Source organism: Microbacterium sp. CR_7 (assembly GCF_041954755.1).
GTDB lineage: Bacteria > Actinomycetota > Actinomycetes > Actinomycetales > Microbacteriaceae > Microbacterium.
Window position 1 is genome coordinate 421,168 of the sequence record NZ_JAVAYF010000001.1, and the last position, 19,785, is coordinate 440,952.

A 19,785-nucleotide genomic window follows, 5' to 3' on the forward strand; every position below is an offset into this window, starting at 1 on the left:
CGATCAGCCCTCGGACGAGCCGTCGCCGGTGCTCTCGTCTGTGTTCTCGTCAGTGCTGTCGTCGGTCGGGACGCGATCGGTGCACCGCGCCGTGGCGGGCGCCAGGCCCGCCCGGATGCTCGTCGACAGCTGCTCCACGACCGTCCGGAAGTCGATCTCCGAGCCTCGGCGGATGATGACCTCGATCGCCGGGTCCCGTCCGTAGGTGACGAGACGCTGGCGCTCCTCCTCCTGGTCGAGCACGAGCCAGTCGACGCCGCCGATCGTGGTGCACACGTCGGTCGACGGGGCAGGCGGCTCGACGCCGCAGCGGAGCACCACGGTCGGGTCTCCCCACGCTCCGGTGGCCTGCGCGTCGGTCCACACCCGGTCGAGATCGCCCACCGCGTCGGGCAGGAGCACCGAGACCTCGGCGCACGCCGGATCGTTCGCGTCGTCGGCCGGCTCCAGGTGGATCGTGGTCGAGCAGCCGGCGAGTCCGGCCGCGGCGATCAGCATGCCCGCGACGAGGAGCAGACGGCGAGAGGAGGGCATGCATCCAGGCTACCTTTGACTGCATGCCCTCCCGACCCGACGACGACGACCCGCGCCTGGGCGACCTGTCGGAGGGGGAGATCCTCCGAGCCATCCTCGCGCGGACGTCACAAGCGTCGCACACGCTGATCGGCCCCGGCGACGATGCCGCGGTCATCGCCGCGCCATCAGGCTCCGTCGTCGCGACGACCGACACGCTCGTGCACGGTCCTGACTTCCGGCTCGCCTGGTCGAGCGGGTTCGACCTGGGCTGGAAGGCCGCTGCGGTCAACCTCGCCGACGTGGCGGCGATGGGCGCGCGTCCGACGGCGCTCCTCGTCGCACTCGCCGTGCCGCGCGATCTCCGGCTCTCGTTCGTGGAGCGCCTCGCCGACGGTTTCCGCGAGGCCTGCGCAGCGCTGGCGCCCGGCTGCGCGGTCGTCGGCGGCGACCTGACCGTGTCGGATGTGCTCACCGTCGCGGTCACGGCGCTGGGCGACCTGGAGGGCCGCGCTCCGATCACGCGCAGCGGCGCCCGTCCCGGTGACACGGTCGCGGTCGCGGGCGAGCTGGGGCACGCCGCGCAGGGACTCCAACTGCTCTTCGGCCGGTTCCGCGACGGCGAGACCCCGGTGCCGGTCGATGTCGCAGTGCTCGGAGACGGCGACCGTGCGGCGCTCGACGCGCAGCTGCGTCCTTCGCCGCCGATCGGGCTCGGGCCCATGGCCGCGATCGCCGGTGCCTCGGCGATGATGGACGTCTCCGACGGGCTCGCGCTGGACGCGCGGCGCATGGCGGCGGCATCCGGGGTGTCGATCCACCTGTCGGCGGCGGCGCTCGGCGACGATCCGGTGCGTGCTCTCGCCGGGGGCGAGGATCATGCCCTGCTGGCCGCGTTCCCCGGCCCGGTTCTGCCGTCCGGCTTCCGACGCATCGGCGAGGTCGAGGACCGATCGGAACATGACCTGCTCGTCGACGGCGATCCCGTCGACGTCAGCGGCTGGGACCCGTACCGCGACTGGGACTCGGCGTCAGGCTGAGTCGTCGTCCGACCCTCGGGGCATCGCCCACCACAGGGTCGTGTCGCCGTAGGTCTTCTCGCGGAGCAGCTCGAGCCCGGCGGCGTCGAGGTCGGGCGGGGTGGACCGTCTCGCGCGTTCGATCACGACGAGCGCCTCCGGGGCGAGGAGCGGCGCGAGCGCGAGCAGATCGCCGTTCATGGCCTCGTCGCCCAGATCGTAGGGCGGGTCGGTGAAGACGAGGTCGAAGGGTCCTGTCGCACGCAGCAGGAAGGCGCGGACGCTGCTCTGGTGCACGCGCGCGGGGGAGAGGTCCCCGGCTTTCGCCACGATGCCCGCGTTGCGGCGGATGATCCCCGCGGCGGCGCGACCGTGCTCGACGAGGTCGACGGATGAGGCACCCCGGCTCAGCGATTCCAGGCCGAGCGCCCCCGAACCGGCATACAGATCGAGGACACGAGCCCCGGACATCGCGTCGGCGGATTCGAGGGCGCCGAACAGGGACTCCCGCACGCGGTCGCTCGTGGGGCGGGTGCCGCTTCCCGGCACGTCGAGTCGGGCGCCTCTCGCGGCTCCGGCGATGATCCTCGTCACCCGTTCACGATACGGCAGCGGCCGTGCGCGTCGTGTCGGTGCTGCCTTCTAGACTCGGATCATGCCGCTCTCGCTCGACACGTCTCTGCAGGAGGCGCTCGGCGCGACCCCGGCGAAGGCGCTCGACCGGGCTTTCGGAATGGCGACGGTCGGCGATCTGCTCTCGCACTATCCGCGACGGTACGCGGATCCGGGAGAGCTCACCCCGATCCGCGAGCTCCCGATCGGCGAGACCGTCACGATCGTCGCCGAGGTGCTGTCGTCGAGTGCTCGGGCGATGCGCAATCGACGGGGCGCGATGGCCGACGTCGTGATCGGCGACGGCATCGGCAAGATGTCGCTGACGTTCTTCGCGAAGAACCTCGGGGCTGCGAAGTGGCGGTCGGAGGAACTGGCGGTCGGCCGCCGTGGCGTGTTCTCCGGCAAGGTCGGCGAGTTCAACGGGGTCACCCAGTTCGCGCATCCCGAGTACGAGCTCTTCGACGACGAGGATGCCGCGCGGCGACGCGCGGACGCGCGCGCCACGGTCCTGATCCCGATCTACCCGGCGACCTCCAGTCTGCAGACCTGGCAGATCGCGAAGTTCGTCGGCAGGGTCCTCGACGACCTCGGGGAGGTGCCCGAGCCGCTCGCCCCCGACGTCCGGTCCCGGGAGGAGCTGCTGACGGCACGCGAGGCGCTCGAGCAGATCCACCGTCCCAGAACCCGCAACGACATCGATCCCGCGGTCCGCACGCTGCGAATGCACGAGGCGCTCACCCTGCAGACGGCGCTGCTGCAGCAGCGCGACGCGGTGCGCGCGCTCTCCGCGACGACGCGGCCGGCGAGACCGGGAGGACTCCTCGAACGTTTCGACGCGGCGCTTCCGTACTCGCTCACGCCCGACCAGCAGACGGTCGGCGAGCAGATCGCGCACGACCTGGTCGGGTCCTGGCCCATGAACAGGCTCGTGCAGGGCGAGGTGGGCTCCGGTAAGACCCTCGTCGCCCTCCGCGCCATGCTCCAGGTCGCCGAATCCGGTGGTCAGGCCGCGCTCATCGCACCGACGGAGGTGCTCGCAGGGCAGCACCTCCGATCGATAACGAAGATGCTCGGTCCGCAGCTCGCGCCGCTCGTCATGCCGACCCTGCTGACCGGGCAGATGCCGGCGGCGGAGAGGCGCAAGGCGGCGCTGCGCGTCGCGTCGGGGCAGTCGCTCATCGTCGTCGGCACGCACGCGCTCCTCGGAGAGAAGACCACCTTCGCCGACCTGGGTCTCGTGGTGGTCGACGAGCAGCACCGCTTCGGGGTGGAGCAGCGAGAGGCGCTCCGCGCGAAGGGGTCGAGTCCGCACGCCCTCGTCCTGACGGCGACGCCGATCCCTCGGACAGTCGCGATGACGGTGTTCGGCGACCTCGACACGTCGGTCATCCGCACGATGCCGAAGGGACGAGCAGGCATCGAGTCGTTCGTGGCGCCCCTCGCCGAGCATCCCGGCTGGTTCAACCGTGTCTGGGAGCGCGCTGCAGAGGAGATCGCGCAGGGCCGTCAGGTGTTCGCCGTCTGCGCGGCGATCGACACCACCAAGAAGACCGCCGAGGTGGGCGAGCAGGCACTCCTGCAGGGCGAGGGCGCGGCCGGTCCGAAGTGGGGCGTGGTGCAGCTCGACGAGGCCTTGGCCACGCATCCGACGCTCGGCCGTCTGCGCAGGGCGGTCCTCCATGGACGCATGCCGTCGGACGAGAAGGACGCCGTGATGCAGTCCTTCGCCCGCGGAGACATCGACCTGCTGATCGCGACGACCGTGATCGAGGTCGGCGTCGACGTGCCCAACGCCTCGACCATGATCGTGCTCGACGCCGACCGCTTCGGCGTCTCGCAGCTGCACCAGCTCCGCGGGCGCGTGGGTCGCGGAGGCGTACCGGGTCTCTGCCTCCTCGTGACCGAGGCCGAAGCGGGTTCCGTCGCGCGCGAGCGCGTGGATGCCGTCGCCGCGACACTCGACGGATTCGCCCTGGCGGAGGTCGATCTCGAGCTGCGCGGCGAGGGCGACGTGCTGGGAGCGGCCCAGGCCGGAGTGCGCTCCTCGCTCAAGCTGCTGCGCGTGGTCAAGGACTCCAAGCTCATCGTGCGGGCGCGGGAGCTGGCCGAGGCCATCCTCGCGGATGACCCCGATCTCGCTGCGAATCCCGGCCTTCGAGCCGCCATCGCACGGCGCGTGACGGAAGAAGACCGCGCCGCGCTCGCGAAGAACTGACCGCGGTTCGAGGTGCCCTAGGCTGGACGCATGAGCAGCCGGATCGCCGTCGTCCCGGGTTCCTTCGATCCGCCCACCCTCGGTCACCTCGACGTGATCAGGCGCGCGGCGAAGCTGTACGACGAACTGCACGTGCTCGTCGTCCACAACCCCGGCAAGGAGGCGATGCTGCCCATCGCGCAGCGCATGTCGCTGCTGGAGCAGTCGATCGCCGAGGACGGTATGGACGGCAACGTCATCGTCGGGTCATGGAGCATGGGTCTCCTCGTGGACTATGCCCGCGACGTCGATGCCGGCGTGCTGGTCAAGGGCATCCGCTCGCAGGTGGACGTCGCCTACGAATCTCCGATGGCGATCGTCAACCGACACCTCGCCGACATCGAGACGGTGTTCCTGCTGCCGGATCCTGCGCACGCCCTCGTGTCGAGCTCGCTCGTGCGGCAGGTCGCCGGTCTCGGCGGTGACATCTCGCCGTTCGTGCCGCCGGCCGTCGCGTCGTTCCTCGACACCGGCTCCCGCGGGATCTGACCGTCCCGCCGCCGGGGCTCCGCACTCAGGCGCCGACCAGCCCCGAGCCCCGCCGAGCCGGTAGCATTGCGGGGTGCGTTCCCGATTCAACGGCCCCTTCGTCCTCCCCGTCCGCGACATCGTTCGCAAGCCGGGGGAGATGCGCGAGCATGCCTTCACGGTGACTCTCGAGGAGCCGTGGGGCGAGGGCATCGTGTCGTTCGCGCAGGGCTCGCAGCTCGATCTCGATGTGCGCCTCGAGTCCGTTCACGAGGGCATTCTCGTGTCGGGAGCGGCGGACGCGGAGTACTCCGGAGTGTGCGGTCGGTGTCTCACCGACATCGCCCGGCCCGTCGAAGTCGAGTTCCAGGAGCTTTTCGCGTATCCTGGTGAGGAAGAAACTGACTTCGAGGTTCAAGACGACCACGTGGATCTTGAAACTCTTGTCAGGGATGCGGCCGTATTGTCGCTTCCATTTCAGCCGGTGTGTCAGCCGGATTGCCCCGGGCTCGACCCGGTCACGGGCGAGAGACTGACCGAGAGCACCGGATCGGAGCAGGCAGCTCCCATCGATCCTCGATGGAGTGCGCTCCAGCAGATCACAGACCAAGACGGCGCGGCAGAGAGCAGCGCCGCCGAGAAAGAAGAGAGCTAGTCATGGCTGGTAACCCCCCGAAGCGCAAGGTCTCCCGTTCCAACACCCGCTCGCGTCGCGCGCAGTGGAAGGCCGAGGCCCCCGCGCTCGTCAAGACCGTCGAGAACGGCAAGGTCGTCTACAGCCGTCCGCACCAGGCGAAGGTCGTCACCGACTCCCAGGGCACCGAGCTCTTCCTCGAGTACAAGGGCCGCAAGGTCGCTGACGTCTGAGTCGCGACTCCAGATCGTGACAGAGGTCCCTGGGGGGACGAGACCTCTCCCTGAGAAGCTCCGCGTCGACATCGACGCGGAGCTTCTGGAGTTGGCGCTCACTCACCGCTCGTACGCCTACGAGCACGGGGGAATTCCTCACAACGAGCGCCTCGAGTTCCTGGGCGACTCCGTGCTCGGCCAGGCCGTGACGGTGATGCTCTTCACCAGCCACCCCGAGCTCGACGAAGGCGCTCTCGCGAAACGCCGCGCGAGCGTGGTATCCACGGTCGCGCTGGCGGAGGTCGCGCGCGGTATCGAGCTGGGCAGCCACCTGCTGCTCGGCCGCGGCGAAGAGCAGACCGGCGGACGTGACAAGGACTCCATCCTCGCCGACACGATGGAAGCCGTGATCGGCGCCACCTTCCTGTCGGCGGGCCCGGAGGCCGCGACCGAGCTCGTGCTGCGTCTGACCGAGCCTCTTCTCGCCGACCCCGAGCGCTACGGCGCGGCGATGGACCCGAAGACGAGCCTGCAGGAACTGGCCGCCCGGCTGAGCCTCACCGCTCCGCAGTACTCCATCGAGGCCAGCGGACCCGACCACGACCGTCGCTTCACCGCCACGGTGACTGTCGGTGACGTCAGCATGACCGGTCTCGGCAGCAGCAAGAAGACCGCCGAGATGGCCGCCGCGCTGAGCGCATGGCGCCTCTTGAACGAGCGTGCCTGAGCTCCCTGAAGTCGAGGTCGTGCGTGCCGGTCTCGCGCCTGCCGCGATCGGGTCGCTCATCACCGCGGTCAGCGTGTTCGATGAACGCGCCCTGACCCGGCATGCGGCCGGTGCCGAGGACTTCGTCGCGCGTCTCGAGGGACACCGCTTCGCGGCAGCCGATCGACGCGGCAAATTCCTCTGGCTTCCGCTCGACTCGGGCGAGACCGCGCTGATCGCCCACCTGGGCATGAGCGGCCAGATGCTGCTCCGTGCGCCCGATGCGCCTGCCGAACGGCACGAGCGCATCCGGATCAGCCTCGAGCATCCGACCCACGGCGTACTGGCCGTCGTGTTCGCCGACCAGCGGACTTTCGGCTCGCTGGCCGTCGACGAGCTGCGCGACGACGGAGCGTCGCGCGTTCCGTCCCAGGTGCTGCACATCGCTCGCGACCCGATGGACCCCCTGTTCGACGACGCGACGTTCCTCGCCGCTCTCCAGCGGAGGAGCAGCGGGATCAAGCGCGTCCTGCTCGACCAGCAGGTGATCAGCGGTGTCGGCAACATCTATGCCGACGAGTCGCTGTGGGCGGCCCGGATCCACCCTGAGACCGCGGCATCCGCTCTCTCCACGCGAGCAGCCTTGCGGCTGCTCGCCGAGATCCGCGCCGTGTTGGCCAAAGCCCTCGCCGAGGGCGGTACGAGCTTCGACGCGCAGTACGTCAACGTCAACGGTCAGGCCGGCTACTTCGCCCATTCCCTCAACGCGTACGGACGCGGGGGTGAGCCGTGTCCGCGGTGCGGCGGCCCGATCCGCCGCACCGCGTTCATGAACCGGTCGAGCCACTACTGCCCGCGCTGTCAGCGCCGCCGCTGACTCGACCGGCGCTCACGCCGCCGCGAACGAGCGCGCCAGCAGCGGTCGGGTCGCGCGCGCTCGCCCAGACCACGCCGATCCCGATCGTCACGACCACGACGATCGTCAGAACCGATTCCGGCGCCGTGATGAGGGCCATCCCGAGCAGCGGGAAGACCAGCACCGCGGCGCACAGCGCCGAGCCGATCGCGGTGATGAGCAACGGCGACATGATCGCGCGGCGTCGTGCGCGGTCGACCGTCTCGAGCGGCATTCCCAGGTGGTGCAGGCTCCGGTGGAGCTCGCGCTGATCGAGGATCGCCGCCGCCTGGTTGACGCCCACCGAGGCCGCGACCATGAGGAACGACGCCACCAGCGTGATGATGAGGCCGGTACGCATGTCGACGGCGAGAGCGGCTTCGTCGGAGGCGGCGTCCCCGCTGCCGAGGACGTTCATGAGAGAGACTCCGGTGCCCGCGAACACGGCCATGAAGCTCGCCATCGCGATCCCGCTCACCTGGCGCCAGGCACTCTTCGGGGAGTCGAGCACGAGGCGCGCCGCCAGCAGCCGTTCCGGGTGCTCGGCCCGACGCAGCTGCCTCGACGCGATGAGCTTGATCACCCAGGGGCCCAGCACGTTCAGCACGGCGAGGGCGATCGCGAAGAGCACAGCGAGCACCGTGATCGTCGTCACGATGCCGGCGACGGAGGGGAAGATCTTGATCAGCACGAAGATCAGGGCGAGGGCGGAGACGCCGATGATGGCGCGGAACCAGTGCACGTTCGACGCGGTGGTGCGCATACGAACGCCGAGCGGCGAGATGATCACGCGGCGCAGGCCGAGCGCGGCGCTGGCCGCCGCGACAACGAGGATGCCGCCGACCACCGCGAGCACGATCAGGGGAGGGAGCACGACGGCCTCCACGCCCAGTGCGTCGCCGCGGAAAGGGATCAGGCCGATGAGCGGGCTGATCGCGAGAGAGACGAGCACTCCGGCGACCGCACCGGCGGCGGCCACGAGCACGGACTCGACGACGGTCGCGACTCCGACGCCCAGTGGGGTGACCCCGAGAAGGCGCAGGGTGGAGAGACGCTCGTCGCGTCGCCGCGCGGAGAGACGGGCGGCGGCTCCGCCGAGGTTCATCAGCGGGACGACGAGGAGCACCAGTGCGATCGCGGCGAGTGCCTGGTAGACAGGGGCGAAGTCGTCGGTCCAGCTCCAGAAGGACTGCGCGCCGCCGACCACGGTGAGCACGAGCGCGGTGACGATCGCGAAGGCCGTCGCGGGGAGTGCGAGGAACGCCGTCTGGCCGGGTGCCGGACGCAGCAGCATGGCGAGGACGCGCGGGTTCATGCTGTCACCGCCGGCGAGACGACCCGCCCGTCGCGCACGGAGACGATCCGGGAGCAGCGGGTCGCGACCTCGGGGTCGTGGGTGACGACGAGGAGCGTCCGTCCCTGACCCGTGGTCGACCAGAGCAGGGCGTCCATCACCTCGTGCGAGGTATGCGAGTCGAGGGCACCGGTCGGTTCGTCTGCGAAGACGAGGTCGGCTCCCGTCGCCTGCGCACGGGCGATCGCGACACGCTGCGCCTGGCCTCCGGAGAGCTCGCCGATGCGACGGTCCTCCATCCCAGCGAGCCCGAGGGCGGCGAGCCAGGATGCTGCATGGTGCACGGCATCCGCTCTTTTCACGCCGTTGATCATGGCGGCGAGGGCGACGTTCTCGACGGCGGTAAGCTCGGGGATGAGAAGGCCCTGCTGGAACACGAAGCCGAAGCGCTCGCGTCGCAAGCGCGACCGGGCCGACTCGCCGAGGGCCGACAGCTCGACGGGGTGTCCGGTGGTCGGCTGGAAGGTGACGGTGCCGGAGTCGGGAGTGACGATGCCGGCGAGGACGTGCAGGAGCGTGGTCTTGCCCGACCCGGAAGCGCCCATGATCGCCACGGACTCGCCGGGAAGGACCTGGAGGTCCACCCCGGCGAGTGCGCGTGTGGTGCCGTAGGACTTCGTGAGGGCTCGTGCGTCGAGGACGGGAGTGTTCATGCTTCCAGCCTCGCGACGGTGCCCCGCGGCGTCATCGCACCGGCGGATGATCCGCCGTCCCGCGCCTACATCGTTCGGATGATCCTCACGAGAGTCGCTTCTGCCAGGCGCCCGCGTACGAGACCGCCCGGAAGCCGAGTGCTTCGTTGATGCTCAGCATCGGACGGTTCTCCTCGGCATTGAAGGTCGATACGGCGGGGGAGTCGGGCATCAGCTCGCGCCAGCGCAGCAGGTTCGCGCACTTGACGATCATGCCCAGCCGGTGACCACGGTGCGCGCTGGATACGAGGGTGCCGAACTGGTGCGTCGTGGACGTACGGTCCGCCCCGATCAGCAGTTCGTTGTACGCCACGAGATCGCCGGTCGGCACGTGCTGCACGGCCGTGACCGCGAACGCCTGACCCGCGGAGGTCAACCTCGCGTCCCGGCGCTCGACGCGCTGCGCATCCCATTCCTCGGCGACGAACTGCATGTCGCCGCTCGGCGCGTCCGTCGAGAGGCGTGCGAGGATTCCCGCGTACCCGTCCCGGTACTCCTCCGGGGTCGGTGCCATCCACTGCACGATCCGATAGTCCGGCCCTGCGACGGCGAGGGCGTCGTGGAGGGCACGCTCGAGCGCGGACGGGTCTGCGTGCAGATCGAGTTCGCTGTTGCGTTCGACCTGTTCGCACACGAAGCCGTCGGCCTCGAGCGCGTCGGAGAGCGCGGTGGCGGGGATACGCCCCCAGCCTGTCCGGGGCACGATCATGCGATCGGCCTCGATCGGACGATGCAGCGACCAGGCTTGGCTGAGCGACCGGTCGTGCGCGCGCGCCTCCTCCTCGGCACGCGCGAGCAGCGCAGCCTCGACTCCGCGCCCGGCGAAGCGACGCGGCACGAGCACATCGATCTCGGCTGCCTGCGCGTCCGCCTCCCTGGCGTAGTCGATCGTGATCATGCCGGCGATCTCGTCGTCGATTTTTGCCACGAAGCCCGTGTGCAGGGTGTCGGTCTGGTCCTGCCAGGCTGGCAGCATCTGGGCGGCGTCCGGAGCCAGATCGGGGATGCCGGTGGCCTCATCGCAGACGAGGCGATTGAGCTCGCCGTACGCGAGGAAGTCCGCGGCGTCGTCGCTGTCGAGCGACTGCGGGACGACCAGGGGCGTGACCGTCAGCGTGGACGTGGTCATAAGAGATCCTTCCGCCAGGCGCCTTCGTAGGCGATGGCCTCGAAGCCCAGGGCTTCGTTGATGGAGAGCATGGGCCGGTTCTCCTCGGCGTTGTAGGTGATCACCGCCCGCGACTGCGGCGCGATCTTCCGCCAGGTCGCGAGCGAGGCGCCCTTGACGAGCTGGCCGAGGCGATGCCCTCGGTGCTCACGGAGCACCAGCGTGTCGTGCTGGTGAGTGGTGGCCGTCATGTCGGGTCCGATGCCGATTTCGGTGAACGCCGCGAGCTCGCCGCTCTCGACATGCTGCGCCACGGTGACGAGCATCCACTGCCTCATCTCGATGATGCGCTTCTCGCCGGCGACGACGCGCTCTGCGTCCCACCGTTCCTCATCGGCTTCGAGTCCCGCCGACGGAGCATCCGTCGACATGCGCGACTTGAGCCACGCGTAGCCGTCGAGATGCTCGGCCGGTGTGGGCACCTCCCACTGCAGCACGCGGTATCCGGAAGCCGCGCGGCGCGCGTCCGCGTGCAGCGCGTCGAACTCATGGGTCTCGCGGTCGAGGTCGAGACGGCTAACCCGATACACCTGCTCCAGCGAGAATCCATGGCGCAGCAAGAACCGGGAGACATGGTCGTCCGGCACGCTTCCGTGTCCGGTGCGCGCGGTGATCCGCTCGCCCGACGACGCCGGTTGCTCGGTCCAGTTCTGGATGACGGTCCTGCCGTGCTGCCGGGCTGCTGCTTCGAAGTGGGGGAGCACAGCGCTGCCGATGCCCCGGCCCCACACCCGTGGATGGATCTCGATGCTCGCGATCGCGGTACGCGACCCCTCTTCGTGAGGGATGTCGACGACCGTGCGTCCGACGATCTCGCCGGCCACGCGAACTGCCCAGACGATCGTGGTGCGCTCGGGACGCGACCTCAGCAGTGGCAGTAGCGCCTCGGGCTCGAGGTCCTGTTCGTCGCGTCCGGTGATCGCGCGATAGACGTCGTTGCGGACGCGGGCGAGTTCGCGGAACTCGCCCGCGTCTGCTGCATCCGCCCGCGCCGGGAGCACGAGCGGATGCAGCGTCGCATCCTCGGTGAGCACGATGCTCATGATGTCCTTCCGATCAGCGCAGCTGGCGCTGCAGGTCGAAGGTGAGCAGAGCGTACGTCTCGGCGACGGAGCGTTCCCGCCGGTCGAGAGCGAGCAGATCGCCGGAGACGCGGGACGAGCGGCGCTCCCGTCGCGGGCGCTGCGCTCTCTGCAGCAGCCACAGGCCGATACGGAGGGAGAGACGGTCTGCGAGCGCGAGGCGACGCAGGTCGTCGGGTGCGGGGATGTGGAGGACCTGCTGGTCCTCGGTATCCGGTGGGTGGGTGGTGGAGCGGTACAGCGTGGTGTTCACGATGATTCCTTCGAGTGGTGGTGGTGTGAATGCGATGACGCAGACGGCGCAGACCCGATGAGAGAAGGGTGGCGCGGCGGGAGCACGAGCCCGGGATGCCGCGGAGCGCGGGAGCCGGGGTCGGCGGGAAGCCGTGATCCTGGGGATCAGGGCGAGGCGGCACGATGGCGCGCGAGGCGGACGCCCGAGAGCGGGCGGAGTCCTGCTGCTGCGGCTCTAGGACAGAGCGCTGCTACGACGGACGCCGGCGGTTACCGAGTGCGCAAGGCGCTGCGCAAAGGGCGCGGCGAGGCCTGTGGCCTGTGCGTTCAGCTGAGTGATCATCATCGGTAACCTCCTTTCGTGTGGCGATCCGGAGGTTCACGGTAGCGAAGGCTCACAGCTGACGTCAAGCATCCCGGGCGTGTCCGGCGTGTCGCGGCGTCGGGACGATCGCCGTCGCACCGCGCGGGATGCCGGTCCTGGCGCGGGATTCCGGTAGCGTGAGGGCGTGATCCAGCCCGGAAGCGCGGTGCGCGCATGCATCTGAAGAGCCTGACCCTCAAGGGGTTCAAGTCCTTCGCGCAGCCGACGAGCTTCGTCTTCGAGCCGGGCGTCACCTGCATCGTCGGTCCCAACGGGTCAGGCAAGTCGAACGTCGTCGACGCCCTCGCGTGGGTCATGGGCGAGCAGGGCGCGAAGACCCTGCGCGGCGGCAAGATGGAGGACGTCATCTTCGCCGGTACCTCGACGCGGGGACCGCTCGGTCGTGCCGAGGTGCAGCTGACGATCGACAACGCCGACGGCGCCCTGCCGATCGAGTACGCCGAAGTCACGATCAGCCGCACCCTCTTCCGCAACGGATCGAGCGAGTACGCGATCAACGGCGAGTCCTGCCGACTGCTCGACGTGCAGGAGCTGCTCAGCGATTCCGGCCTCGGCCGAGAGATGCACGTCATCGTCGGCCAGGGGCGCCTCGACACCGTCCTGCAGGCCTCGCCCGAAGACCGTCGCGGCTTCATCGAGGAGGCCGCCGGAATCCTCAAGCATCGCCGGCGCAAGGAGAAGACCCTGCGCAAGCTCGATGCCATGGAGACGAACCTCACGCGTCTGAGTGATCTCGCGGGGGAGATCCGCCGCCAGCTCAAGCCGCTCGGTCGTCAGGCCGAGATCGCGCGCGAGGCGCAGACGATCGCGGCGGTCGTGCGCGACGCTAAGGCGCGGATCTTCGCCGATGACGTGGTCGCCCTGCGCACAGCCCTGGCCGACCACACGCGGACGGAGCACGAGCGTCACACCGAACGGCTCGTGCTCTCCGATCAGGCGGAGGCCGTGCGTGCGAACATCGCGCGCCTTGAGCAGGACCAGAACTCCGTGGCCGTCGACCAGGCTCGCGGCGTCGCGTTCGGGCTGGAGCAGGTGCAGGAGCGCATGCGCGGTCTGTACACGCTCGCCAACCAGCGCCTCGCGCTGCTGGGCTCGGAGGAGGACGACGCCGCGGTGACCGCGGTGACCGTCACTCAGGCCACGATCGACGAGGCGAAGGCCGAGATCACCGAGATCTCGGAGGGGCTCGGCGATGCGCAGGACGCCGCCGCGGCCGCGAGCCGCGAGGTCGTGAGCGCGCGCGCCGAGCTGGACACGCTCGACGTCGACATCGCCGAGCAGAGCGCTCTGGTGTCGGAATACGACATGCGGCTCACCTCGCTGCGCGGCGCAGCGGATGCCGCGGCGTCGGCTCTCGCGGCGGTGCGCGGCGCGGTGCTGCGGCAGGAGAACGCTCTCGAGGCCGCTCACATCCGGCGTCGGGAGGCGGCCGAGGCACTGGAGGCCATCGACACCGCGGAGGCACCCGAGGGCACCGCGGCCGAGTACTCCGCGGCCTACGAGAGCGCGCAGCGCGCGGCGACCGCTGCCGAGACGGAGCGGGAGACGCTTCGCGAACGGCTGCACGCGGCGGAGCGCGAGGTCGACGCCCTCACGGCGAAGGCCGCAGCCCTGGGGAGCGCCCTCGCCCTGTCGGGAGGTGCGGCCGAGATCGTGAAGACCGGGGGCGACGGCATCCGCGGTCTCGTCGGCGATGCGGTGCAGGTGAAGTCCGGATTCGAGGCCGCGATCGCCGCTGTGCTCGGTCCGCTGGCCGAGGGCGTCCTGGTCGACGAGGCTCTGCATGCCTTCGCCCTCGCCGGGGATGCCGATTCGCAGGGGAGAGGCGTGATCGACTTCGTCGTGGCCGATGCGATCCGTCCTGCCGTACAGCTTCCCGAGCTTCCGGGCGTCACGCCCGCCGTGGAGACCGTCACAGCGCCCGCCGGCGTGCTCGGCATCCTGTCGCACGTGCTCATCGCCGGCGATCTCGACGAGGCGAGGCGCGCGCGGACCGCGCTGGACGCTCTCGGCGACACGACGACGACCGTCGTGACGACCACGGGAGACGTGGTCACGGCGCAGACCCTCCGCACGGGATCCGGCGGAGAGCGTTCTCGACTCGAACTGGCCGCAGAGCGGGATGCCGCGAAGGAGCGCCTCGCGGAGGTGCAGGTCATCGTCGACTCGCTGCGCGAGGCGCGGGAGGACGCGAACGACCTCGTCGAGACGACGCGGCGTCAGGCGAAGGACGCGCTGCGTGCGCTCCGGGAGCATGACGCGGCGCTGGCCAGCCACGCGGAGCAGGTGAACCGCGTGACCGTCACGCACGAGTCGGCGGTCGCGGAATGCGACCGGCTCGAGGCAGGGCTGGCTCAGGCCCAGTCAGCGGTCGAGGAAGCGGAGGTGAAGGCCGCCCGCGCGAAGTCGGAGCTCGATGACGCCGTGTCCGCTCCGCGGCCCGTTCTCGACGCGTCGGCCCGAGACGGTCTGCTCGAGGCGCTCGAGTCCGCGCGCGAAGGCGAGGTCCGCGCGCGCCTGGAGATCGAGACACTTCGGGAGCGAGTCCGAGCTGCCCAGGCGCGCGTCGCGAGTCTCGAGCGCCAGCGCGAGCAGGAGCGGGATGCCGCAGCCGAGGCGGCGCGCCGAGCGGTGATCCGCCGGGCGCAGCGGGAGGCGGCATCCGGGGTCGCGTCCGAGCTGCCGCGCATCCTGGACTCGATCGATCGCTCTGTGGCCGAAGCACGCCTCGCGCTGGGAGAGGCCGAGGCCGCGCGCTCCGCGCAGAACGAGGAGCTGACCGCGCTCCGTACGCAGGAGACGTCGCTCCGCGAGCGCCTCGCAGGCCTCACCGAGAGCGTCCATGGCCTGGAACTGCAGATCCACGAGAAGAAGCTTCACCTGAACAGCCTGCTCGAGCGCGTCGCGTCGGAGCTGGCGCTCGATGAAGATATTCTCGTTGCGGAATATGGACCGGACCAGCTGGTTCCTCGCGATCCCGGGGCAGGGCCCGCTGACGAGGAGTTGGTGGACGACACCGCTATCCCGTTCGACCGCCGCATCCAGCAACGTCGCCTCGCCGACGCCGAGCGTAAGCTCGCGCAACTGGGTCGCGTGAACCCCCTCGCGCTCGAGGAGTTCGCGGCTCTCGAGCAACGGCATGCGTTCCTCACCGAGCAGCTCGCCGATCTCACGCAGACGCGGCAGGACCTCCTGACGATCATCGCCGACCTCGACGAGCGGATGCAGACGATCTTCGCGAGCGCGTTCGAGGACACGAAGGAGGCGTTCGGGCAGGTCTTCCCCCTGCTGTTCCCCGGCGGCGCTGGCAGCATCTCGCTCACCGATCCCGACAACATGCTCACGACCGGTATCGAGGTGTCGGTGCGACCGGTCGGCAAGAAGATCGAGCGGTTGTCCCTGCTCTCCGGCGGTGAGCGCTCCCTTGCCGCAGTCGCACTCCTCGTGGCGATCTTCAAGGCGCGGCCGAGCCCGTTCTACATCCTCGACGAGGTCGAGGCCGCGCTCGACGACGCGAACCTCGGTCGTCTGCTCACGGTGTTCGAGCAGTTGCGCGAGAGCTCGCAGCTGCTCGTCATCACCCACCAGAAGCGCACCATGGAGATCGCAGACGCCCTCTACGGCGTCTCGATGCGTCAGGACGGCGTGTCCGCCGTGGTCGGGCAGCGCGTCGGCGACCGCGCCGCCGCTGCCGCGGTCTGATCGGCCCTGCGCGGATAGGCTGGAGTCATGGCGGAGAAGTCCTGGTCCCTCGGTCGCGCGCTGCGCGGCATGTTCGTCAAGCCCACGATCGACGAGACGACGTGGGAGGACCTCGAGACCGCGCTCATCACCGCCGACTTCGGTCCCGACATCAGCGAGCGCGTCGTGGACGAGCTCCGAGGCAAGGTCGAGCGCTACCGTACGACCGACCCGAAGGATCTGCAGCGCATGCTGCGCGAGACGCTGGAGGAGCACTTCGCCAAGTTCGACACGACCCTGAAGCTCACCGAGCGTCCGGCCGTCGTGCTCGTCGTGGGAGTCAACGGCGTCGGCAAGACCACGACGATCGGCAAGTTCACGAAGTTCCTCCGCGGCTACCAGCGCAGCGTCGTGGTCGGAGCGGCGGACACGTTCAGGGCGGCGGCGGTCGACCAGCTCGCGACCTGGGCGCAGCGCGGGGGAGCGGCGATCGTCCGGCCGCAGCACGAGGGCCAGGATCCCGCGTCCGTCGCCTACCAGACCATCGAGTTCGCGCAGCGCGAGGGCATCGAGATCGCGATCATCGACACCGCCGGACGCCTGCACACCAAGGGCGGACTGATGGACGAGCTGACGAAGATCCGCCGGGTCATCGAGAAGCAGGCTCCGATCAGCGAGGTGCTGCTCGTGCTCGACGCCACGACCGGGCAGAACGGCGTCATGCAGGCCGAGGCCTTCCTGCAGCACGCCGGCGTGACCGGGCTCGTCCTCACCAAGCTGGACGGCTCTGCGAAGGGCGGTTTCGTCCTCGCGGTGCAGGAGCGCACCGGCATCCCCGTCAAGCTCCTGGGGCAGGGCGAGGGCATCGACGACCTCACCGGTTTCACCCCTCACGTCTTCGTGCAGTCGCTCGTCGGCTGACGACACGACACGCACAGGACTACCGCCGCGACCGGGAGGCTGGTTTCATAGCGTTATGGCGATCGAACACGATTACTTCGGACTCCTGTCGTCGGGCCCCGACGGCTCGATCTTCTGGTCGGAGACCGTGGAACTCGGCGATCAGAGCGTCACGGTTGACCTCACGGCTCCGGATCAGGACGACGTGTCGGCAGACGCCCTCGACATCGCGGCGTCGCTGATCGCGGGTCTCGAGACGGTCGACGGCACCGCCCGTCGCAGCATGCTCTCGGAGGTCGACGACCGCACGAGCGAGGTGACCGAGTACATCCTGCAGCAGCAGGAGGCCTACGGCGACGAGCTCGAGGACGTGCTGATCGACGTCAGCGGCGACGCCGCTGTCGACATCATCCGGTCGCTGCGGCTCATGAGCATGACGATCCTGGCGGACGAGCACGGTGGTTCCGAGCCGTTCGCGGTGCTCGAGTACGCGCTCGACGCCGACACGACCGACGACGTGCTGTTGGTGAATCTCGGATCCGACGGCGCCGTGCTGTCGGTCATGAGCGCCGACTGACGGTCGGCGCTCTGCCCGATCTCAGACCGCCTGAGCGAAGCCGAGGTCAGCGCTCTCCGCGATGTGCGCGAGGTGCGCGGGGATCTCGCGTCCCTTCGACGTCATCGACTGCGCCCACAGCCGTCCGGCTCGGTACGACGAACGCACGAGCGGCCCGGCCAGGACGCCGAGGAACCCGATGCGCTCCGCCTCCTCCTTGAACTCGACGAACTCCGCGGGCTTCACCCAGCGTGCGACCGGCAGATGCCGAGGCGACGGGCGGAGGTACTGGGTGATCGTGATGATGTCGCAGCCGGCCTCGTGCAGGTCGTTGAGCGCCTGGACGACCTCCTCCGGCTCCTCGCCCATTCCGAGGATCAGGTTGGACTTCGTGATGAGTCCGGCATCCCGTCCCTGGGTGATCACGTCGAGAGAGCGCTCGTACTTGAACGCCGGGCGGATGCGCTTGAAGATCCGCGGGACGGTCTCCACGTTGTGGGCGAACACCTCAGGGCGTGCCTCGAAGATCTGGCCCAGGAACGCGGGGTCGGCATTGTGCTCGTTCGCGAGGAGCTCGACCCCCGTGTTGGGGTTGAGCGCGTGGATCCGGCGCACCGTCTCGGCGTTCAGCCAAGCGCCGGTGTCGGGCAGATCGTCGCGCGCGACGCTCGTGACGGTGGCGTAGCGCAGGCCCATCCGCTGCACGCTCTCCGCCACGCGGCGGGGCTCGTCCGTGTCGTAGGCGTCCGGCTTGCCGGTGTCGATCTGACAGAAGTCGCAGCGCCTCGTGCATTGCGAGCCGCCGATGAGGAAGGTGGCCTCGCGGTCCTCCCAGCACTCGAAGATGTTCGGGCAGCCGGCTTCCTGGCACACGGTGTGCAGGTCTTCGCTCTTCACGAGCGAGTGGAGAGCCGTGTACTCCGGGCCCATCTTGGCCTTGGTCTTGATCCATTCGGGCTTGCGCTCGATGGGCGTCTCCGAGTTCCGGATCTCGAGTCGGAGGAGCTTGCGCCCCTCGGGTGCGGCGGCGGTCATGCGGAGGCTCCTGCGAGGTCGGCGGTCGAGTAGACGGCGGTGAAGGCGGAGGCGACGGCATCCGCGATGTCGGAGGGGGAGACGTCGGCGCCGACGACCTCGCTCACGGTGGTGACCCCGGCATCGGTGATCCCACAGGGGATGATGCCGCGGAAGCCGGACAGCGTGTTGTCGCAGTTGATCGCGAACCCGTGCATCGTCACGCCCTGCTGCACCCGCACGCCGATCGCGGCGACCTTGTCCTCGGAGAGGGGGCGGCGCACCCAGACGCCGCTGCGCCCGTCGACCTGGTAGCCGTCGACACCGAGGGGTCGCAGCACATCGATGAGCACGCGTTCGATCGTCCGTACGTGTGCCACGACGTCCATCGGCTCGGCGAGTCGAACGATCGGGTAGCCGACGAGCTGTCCTGGGCCGTGCCAGGTGATCTTGCCGCCGCGGTCGACGTCGATCACGGGGGTTCCGTCCTGCGGCCGCTCGTGGTCCTCCGTGCGCTTACCGGCGGTGTAGACCGCCTCGTGCTCGAGGAGCAGCAGGGTGTCGGGTCGCGAGCCCGCGACCACGTCGGCATGGACGCGCCGCTGGAGATCCCAACCCTCCGTGTAGGGCACGTAGGCCGGTGCGAGACCGGCGGTGACGACGTCGAGCATGCGAGCACTCCCTCGTGAGGCGACCGTGGCATAGATGGATTGCGTCTAACAATACTCCTCGACGTGCGGCGCGGGCGCGCTCGGGGTCGCTGCGCGATACCGTGTCCTCATGACGACGACGAGCCGCGCGGGACGCCCGAAGGCGTCGTCGCGCGAGACGCTCGCCGAGGCCGCCTGCGAGCTCTTCCTCGAGCGGGGATACGACGCGACGTCCGTCGCGGACATCACCCAGCGCGCAGGAGTCAGCCGGTCCAGCTTCTTCAACTACTTCTCGTCGAAGAGCGACGTGCTGTGGTCGGGCCTCGATGCACGCATCGACGGAGTGGGCGCGGCGCTCGGCGAGCTCGGCGACCGCGCGGATGCCGCAGCGGTGCGGTCGATCCTCGTCGACGCGCTGCGGGGGTTCGCGCCGGATCCGCTCGCGCTGGCGCTGCGAAACCGCACGGCCATGGGCCTCGACGACGAGCTCACTCGAGACAGCGCGCTGCGACTGGCTCGCCTGGCCTCGATCGTCGCGTCCGCGGCATCCGCGTCGGGCGTTCCCCGCATCCGTGCCGATGTCGTCGGCGCAGCACATGCCGCGGCGGTGCTGTCCTCCCTCCGCGCATGGGCGGAGCAGGGCGCGGGGTACTCGGCGCCGGAGACGGTGCTCGCCGACGCGCTGTCGAGCCTCGACGACCTCCGCTGGGGCTGACGCGGACGTATCGGCGCGCGCCGGACATGTCCTGA

The 19,785-nt window shown here is 69.7% G+C and carries 20 protein-coding genes; 11 read left to right on the top strand and 9 right to left on the bottom strand.

Translation table 11 applies throughout. The features are described 5' to 3' along the window. Positions 1-3: 3 nt before the first annotated feature. Positions 4-534, bottom strand: a complete 531-nt coding sequence (locus tag RAC81_RS01980) for a DUF3515 domain-containing protein (RefSeq protein WP_375080766.1) — start codon at positions 532-534, stop codon at positions 4-6. Positions 535-557: 23 nt separating this feature from the next. Between RAC81_RS01980 and thiL the strand changes: the two genes are divergently transcribed. Then, a complete protein-coding gene (gene thiL, locus RAC81_RS01985) occupies positions 558-1,553 on the top strand; it encodes a thiamine-phosphate kinase (RefSeq protein ID WP_375080767.1) in 996 nt (331 codons plus the stop codon). On the opposite strand, the gene rsmD is transcribed toward thiL, so the two are convergent. After that, on the bottom strand, positions 1,545-2,126 hold the full coding sequence (gene rsmD, locus RAC81_RS01990) for a 16S rRNA (guanine(966)-N(2))-methyltransferase RsmD (RefSeq protein ID WP_375080768.1): 582 nt from the start codon (positions 2,124-2,126) through the stop codon (positions 1,545-1,547). The two genes, thiL and rsmD, sit on opposite strands and share 9 nt — an antisense overlap. A gap of 61 nt (positions 2,127-2,187) precedes the next feature. Here rsmD and RAC81_RS01995 point away from each other — a divergent pair, with 61 nt between their 5' ends. The 6 genes from RAC81_RS01995 to mutM all read left to right on the top strand — a co-directional run bounded on the left by RAC81_RS01995 (position 2,188) and on the right by mutM (position 7,301). Then, positions 2,188-4,362: an ATP-dependent DNA helicase RecG gene (locus tag RAC81_RS01995; protein WP_375080769.1), complete on the top strand. Its 2,175-nt coding sequence runs from the start codon at positions 2,188-2,190 to the stop codon at positions 4,360-4,362. A gap of 30 nt (positions 4,363-4,392) precedes the next feature. Continuing rightward, on the top strand, positions 4,393-4,890 hold the full coding sequence (gene coaD, locus RAC81_RS02000) for a pantetheine-phosphate adenylyltransferase (protein WP_096715948.1): 498 nt from the start codon (positions 4,393-4,395) through the stop codon (positions 4,888-4,890). Between the two features lie 139 nt (positions 4,891-5,029). Then, positions 5,030-5,524: a DUF177 domain-containing protein gene (locus tag RAC81_RS02005; RefSeq protein ID WP_375080770.1), complete on the top strand. Its 495-nt coding sequence runs from the start codon at positions 5,030-5,032 to the stop codon at positions 5,522-5,524. 2 nt (positions 5,525-5,526) lie between these two features. Continuing rightward, on the top strand, positions 5,527-5,736 hold the full coding sequence (rpmF, locus tag RAC81_RS02010) for a 50S ribosomal protein L32 (protein WP_050721097.1): 210 nt from the start codon (positions 5,527-5,529) through the stop codon (positions 5,734-5,736). 16 nt (positions 5,737-5,752) lie between these two features. Then, a complete protein-coding gene (gene rnc, locus RAC81_RS02015) occupies positions 5,753-6,445 on the top strand; it encodes a ribonuclease III (RefSeq protein ID WP_375080771.1) in 693 nt (230 codons plus the stop codon). Further along, entirely contained in the window at positions 6,438-7,301 is an 864-nt protein-coding gene (mutM, locus tag RAC81_RS02020) for a bifunctional DNA-formamidopyrimidine glycosylase/DNA-(apurinic or apyrimidinic site) lyase (protein ID WP_375080772.1), read from the top strand. Before rnc ends, mutM begins: the two co-directional genes overlap by 8 nt. Here mutM and RAC81_RS02025 read toward each other — a convergent pair. From RAC81_RS02025 to RAC81_RS02045, 5 genes are all read right to left on the bottom strand, one after another. Next, a complete protein-coding gene (locus RAC81_RS02025; RefSeq protein WP_375080773.1) occupies positions 7,252-8,634 on the bottom strand; it encodes an FtsX-like permease family protein in 1,383 nt (460 codons plus the stop codon). The two genes, mutM and RAC81_RS02025, sit on opposite strands and share 50 nt — an antisense overlap. Continuing rightward, a complete protein-coding gene (locus RAC81_RS02030) occupies positions 8,631-9,326 on the bottom strand; it encodes an ABC transporter ATP-binding protein (RefSeq protein WP_375080774.1) in 696 nt (231 codons plus the stop codon). The genes RAC81_RS02025 and RAC81_RS02030 overlap by 4 nt, the downstream gene beginning before the upstream one ends. Positions 9,327-9,411: 85 nt before the next feature. Further along, complete coding sequence (locus RAC81_RS02035) at positions 9,412-10,494, bottom strand: GNAT family N-acetyltransferase (protein WP_375080775.1); 1,083 nt, start codon at positions 10,492-10,494, stop codon at positions 9,412-9,414. Further along, complete coding sequence (locus RAC81_RS02040) at positions 10,491-11,576, bottom strand: GNAT family N-acetyltransferase (protein WP_375080776.1); 1,086 nt, start codon at positions 11,574-11,576, stop codon at positions 10,491-10,493. The genes RAC81_RS02035 and RAC81_RS02040 overlap by 4 nt, the downstream gene beginning before the upstream one ends. A gap of 13 nt (positions 11,577-11,589) precedes the next feature. Further along, positions 11,590-11,868 (bottom strand): hypothetical protein, encoded by a 279-nt coding sequence (locus RAC81_RS02045; RefSeq protein WP_375080777.1) that lies wholly within the window; start codon positions 11,866-11,868, stop codon positions 11,590-11,592. Between the two features lie 519 nt (positions 11,869-12,387). Between RAC81_RS02045 and smc the strand changes: the two genes are divergently transcribed. Genes smc through RAC81_RS02060 form a run of 3 tightly spaced genes read left to right on the top strand, consistent with a single transcriptional unit; the run spans position 12,388 to position 17,392 of the window. After that, on the top strand, positions 12,388-15,936 hold the full coding sequence (gene smc / locus RAC81_RS02050) for a chromosome segregation protein SMC (protein ID WP_375080778.1): 3,549 nt from the start codon (positions 12,388-12,390) through the stop codon (positions 15,934-15,936). Positions 15,937-15,963: 27 nt separating this feature from the next. Next, positions 15,964-16,836: a signal recognition particle-docking protein FtsY gene (ftsY, locus tag RAC81_RS02055; protein WP_375080779.1), complete on the top strand. Its 873-nt coding sequence runs from the start codon at positions 15,964-15,966 to the stop codon at positions 16,834-16,836. A 55-nt stretch (positions 16,837-16,891) separates the two neighbouring features. Next, positions 16,892-17,392 carry a DUF2004 domain-containing protein gene (locus RAC81_RS02060; RefSeq protein ID WP_375080780.1) on the top strand — a complete coding sequence of 167 codons (501 nt, stop codon included), beginning with the start codon at positions 16,892-16,894 and terminating at the stop codon, positions 17,390-17,392. Positions 17,393-17,413: 21 nt separating this feature from the next. On the opposite strand, the gene lipA is transcribed toward RAC81_RS02060, so the two are convergent. Next, entirely contained in the window at positions 17,414-18,406 is a 993-nt protein-coding gene (gene lipA / locus RAC81_RS02065) for a lipoyl synthase (RefSeq protein WP_375080781.1), read from the bottom strand. Further along, entirely contained in the window at positions 18,403-19,092 is a 690-nt protein-coding gene (gene lipB / locus RAC81_RS02070) for a lipoyl(octanoyl) transferase LipB (RefSeq protein WP_375080986.1), read from the bottom strand. Before lipB ends, lipA begins: the two co-directional genes overlap by 4 nt. 73 nt (positions 19,093-19,165) lie before the next feature. On the opposite strand from lipB, the gene RAC81_RS02075 reads away from it, so the two are divergent. After that, complete coding sequence (locus RAC81_RS02075; RefSeq protein WP_375080782.1) at positions 19,166-19,750, top strand: TetR/AcrR family transcriptional regulator; 585 nt, start codon at positions 19,166-19,168, stop codon at positions 19,748-19,750. The last annotated feature ends 35 nt before the right edge of the window (positions 19,751-19,785 follow it).

What these genes read in the sequence shown, in the direction of transcription:
- RAC81_RS01980 (WP_375080766.1), bottom strand. Translation starts at nt 534, where the DNA reads ATGCCCTCCTCTCGCCGTCTGCTCCTCGTCGCGGGCATGCTGATCGCC.
- thiL (WP_375080767.1), top strand. Translation starts at nt 558, where the DNA reads ATGCCCTCCCGACCCGACGACGACGACCCGCGCCTGGGCGACCTGTCG.
- RAC81_RS01995 (WP_375080769.1), top strand. Translation starts at nt 2,188, where the DNA reads ATGCCGCTCTCGCTCGACACGTCTCTGCAGGAGGCGCTCGGCGCGACC.
- coaD (WP_096715948.1), top strand. Translation starts at nt 4,393, where the DNA reads ATGAGCAGCCGGATCGCCGTCGTCCCGGGTTCCTTCGATCCGCCCACC.
- RAC81_RS02005 (WP_375080770.1), top strand. Translation starts at nt 5,030, where the DNA reads ATGCGCGAGCATGCCTTCACGGTGACTCTCGAGGAGCCGTGGGGCGAG.
- rpmF (WP_050721097.1), top strand. Translation starts at nt 5,527, where the DNA reads ATGGCTGGTAACCCCCCGAAGCGCAAGGTCTCCCGTTCCAACACCCGC.
- RAC81_RS02025 (WP_375080773.1), bottom strand. Translation starts at nt 8,634, where the DNA reads ATGAACCCGCGCGTCCTCGCCATGCTGCTGCGTCCGGCACCCGGCCAG.
- RAC81_RS02030 (WP_375080774.1), bottom strand. Translation starts at nt 9,326, where the DNA reads ATGAACACTCCCGTCCTCGACGCACGAGCCCTCACGAAGTCCTACGGC.
- RAC81_RS02035 (WP_375080775.1), bottom strand. Translation starts at nt 10,494, where the DNA reads ATGACCACGTCCACGCTGACGGTCACGCCCCTGGTCGTCCCGCAGTCG.
- RAC81_RS02040 (WP_375080776.1), bottom strand. Translation starts at nt 11,576, where the DNA reads ATGAGCATCGTGCTCACCGAGGATGCGACGCTGCATCCGCTCGTGCTC.
- smc (WP_375080778.1), top strand. Translation starts at nt 12,388, where the DNA reads ATGCATCTGAAGAGCCTGACCCTCAAGGGGTTCAAGTCCTTCGCGCAG.
- ftsY (WP_375080779.1), top strand. Translation starts at nt 15,964, where the DNA reads ATGGCGGAGAAGTCCTGGTCCCTCGGTCGCGCGCTGCGCGGCATGTTC.
- RAC81_RS02060 (WP_375080780.1), top strand. Translation starts at nt 16,892, where the DNA reads ATGGCGATCGAACACGATTACTTCGGACTCCTGTCGTCGGGCCCCGAC.
- lipA (WP_375080781.1), bottom strand. Translation starts at nt 18,406, where the DNA reads ATGACCGCCGCCGCACCCGAGGGGCGCAAGCTCCTCCGACTCGAGATC.
- RAC81_RS02075 (WP_375080782.1), top strand. Translation starts at nt 19,166, where the DNA reads ATGACGACGACGAGCCGCGCGGGACGCCCGAAGGCGTCGTCGCGCGAG.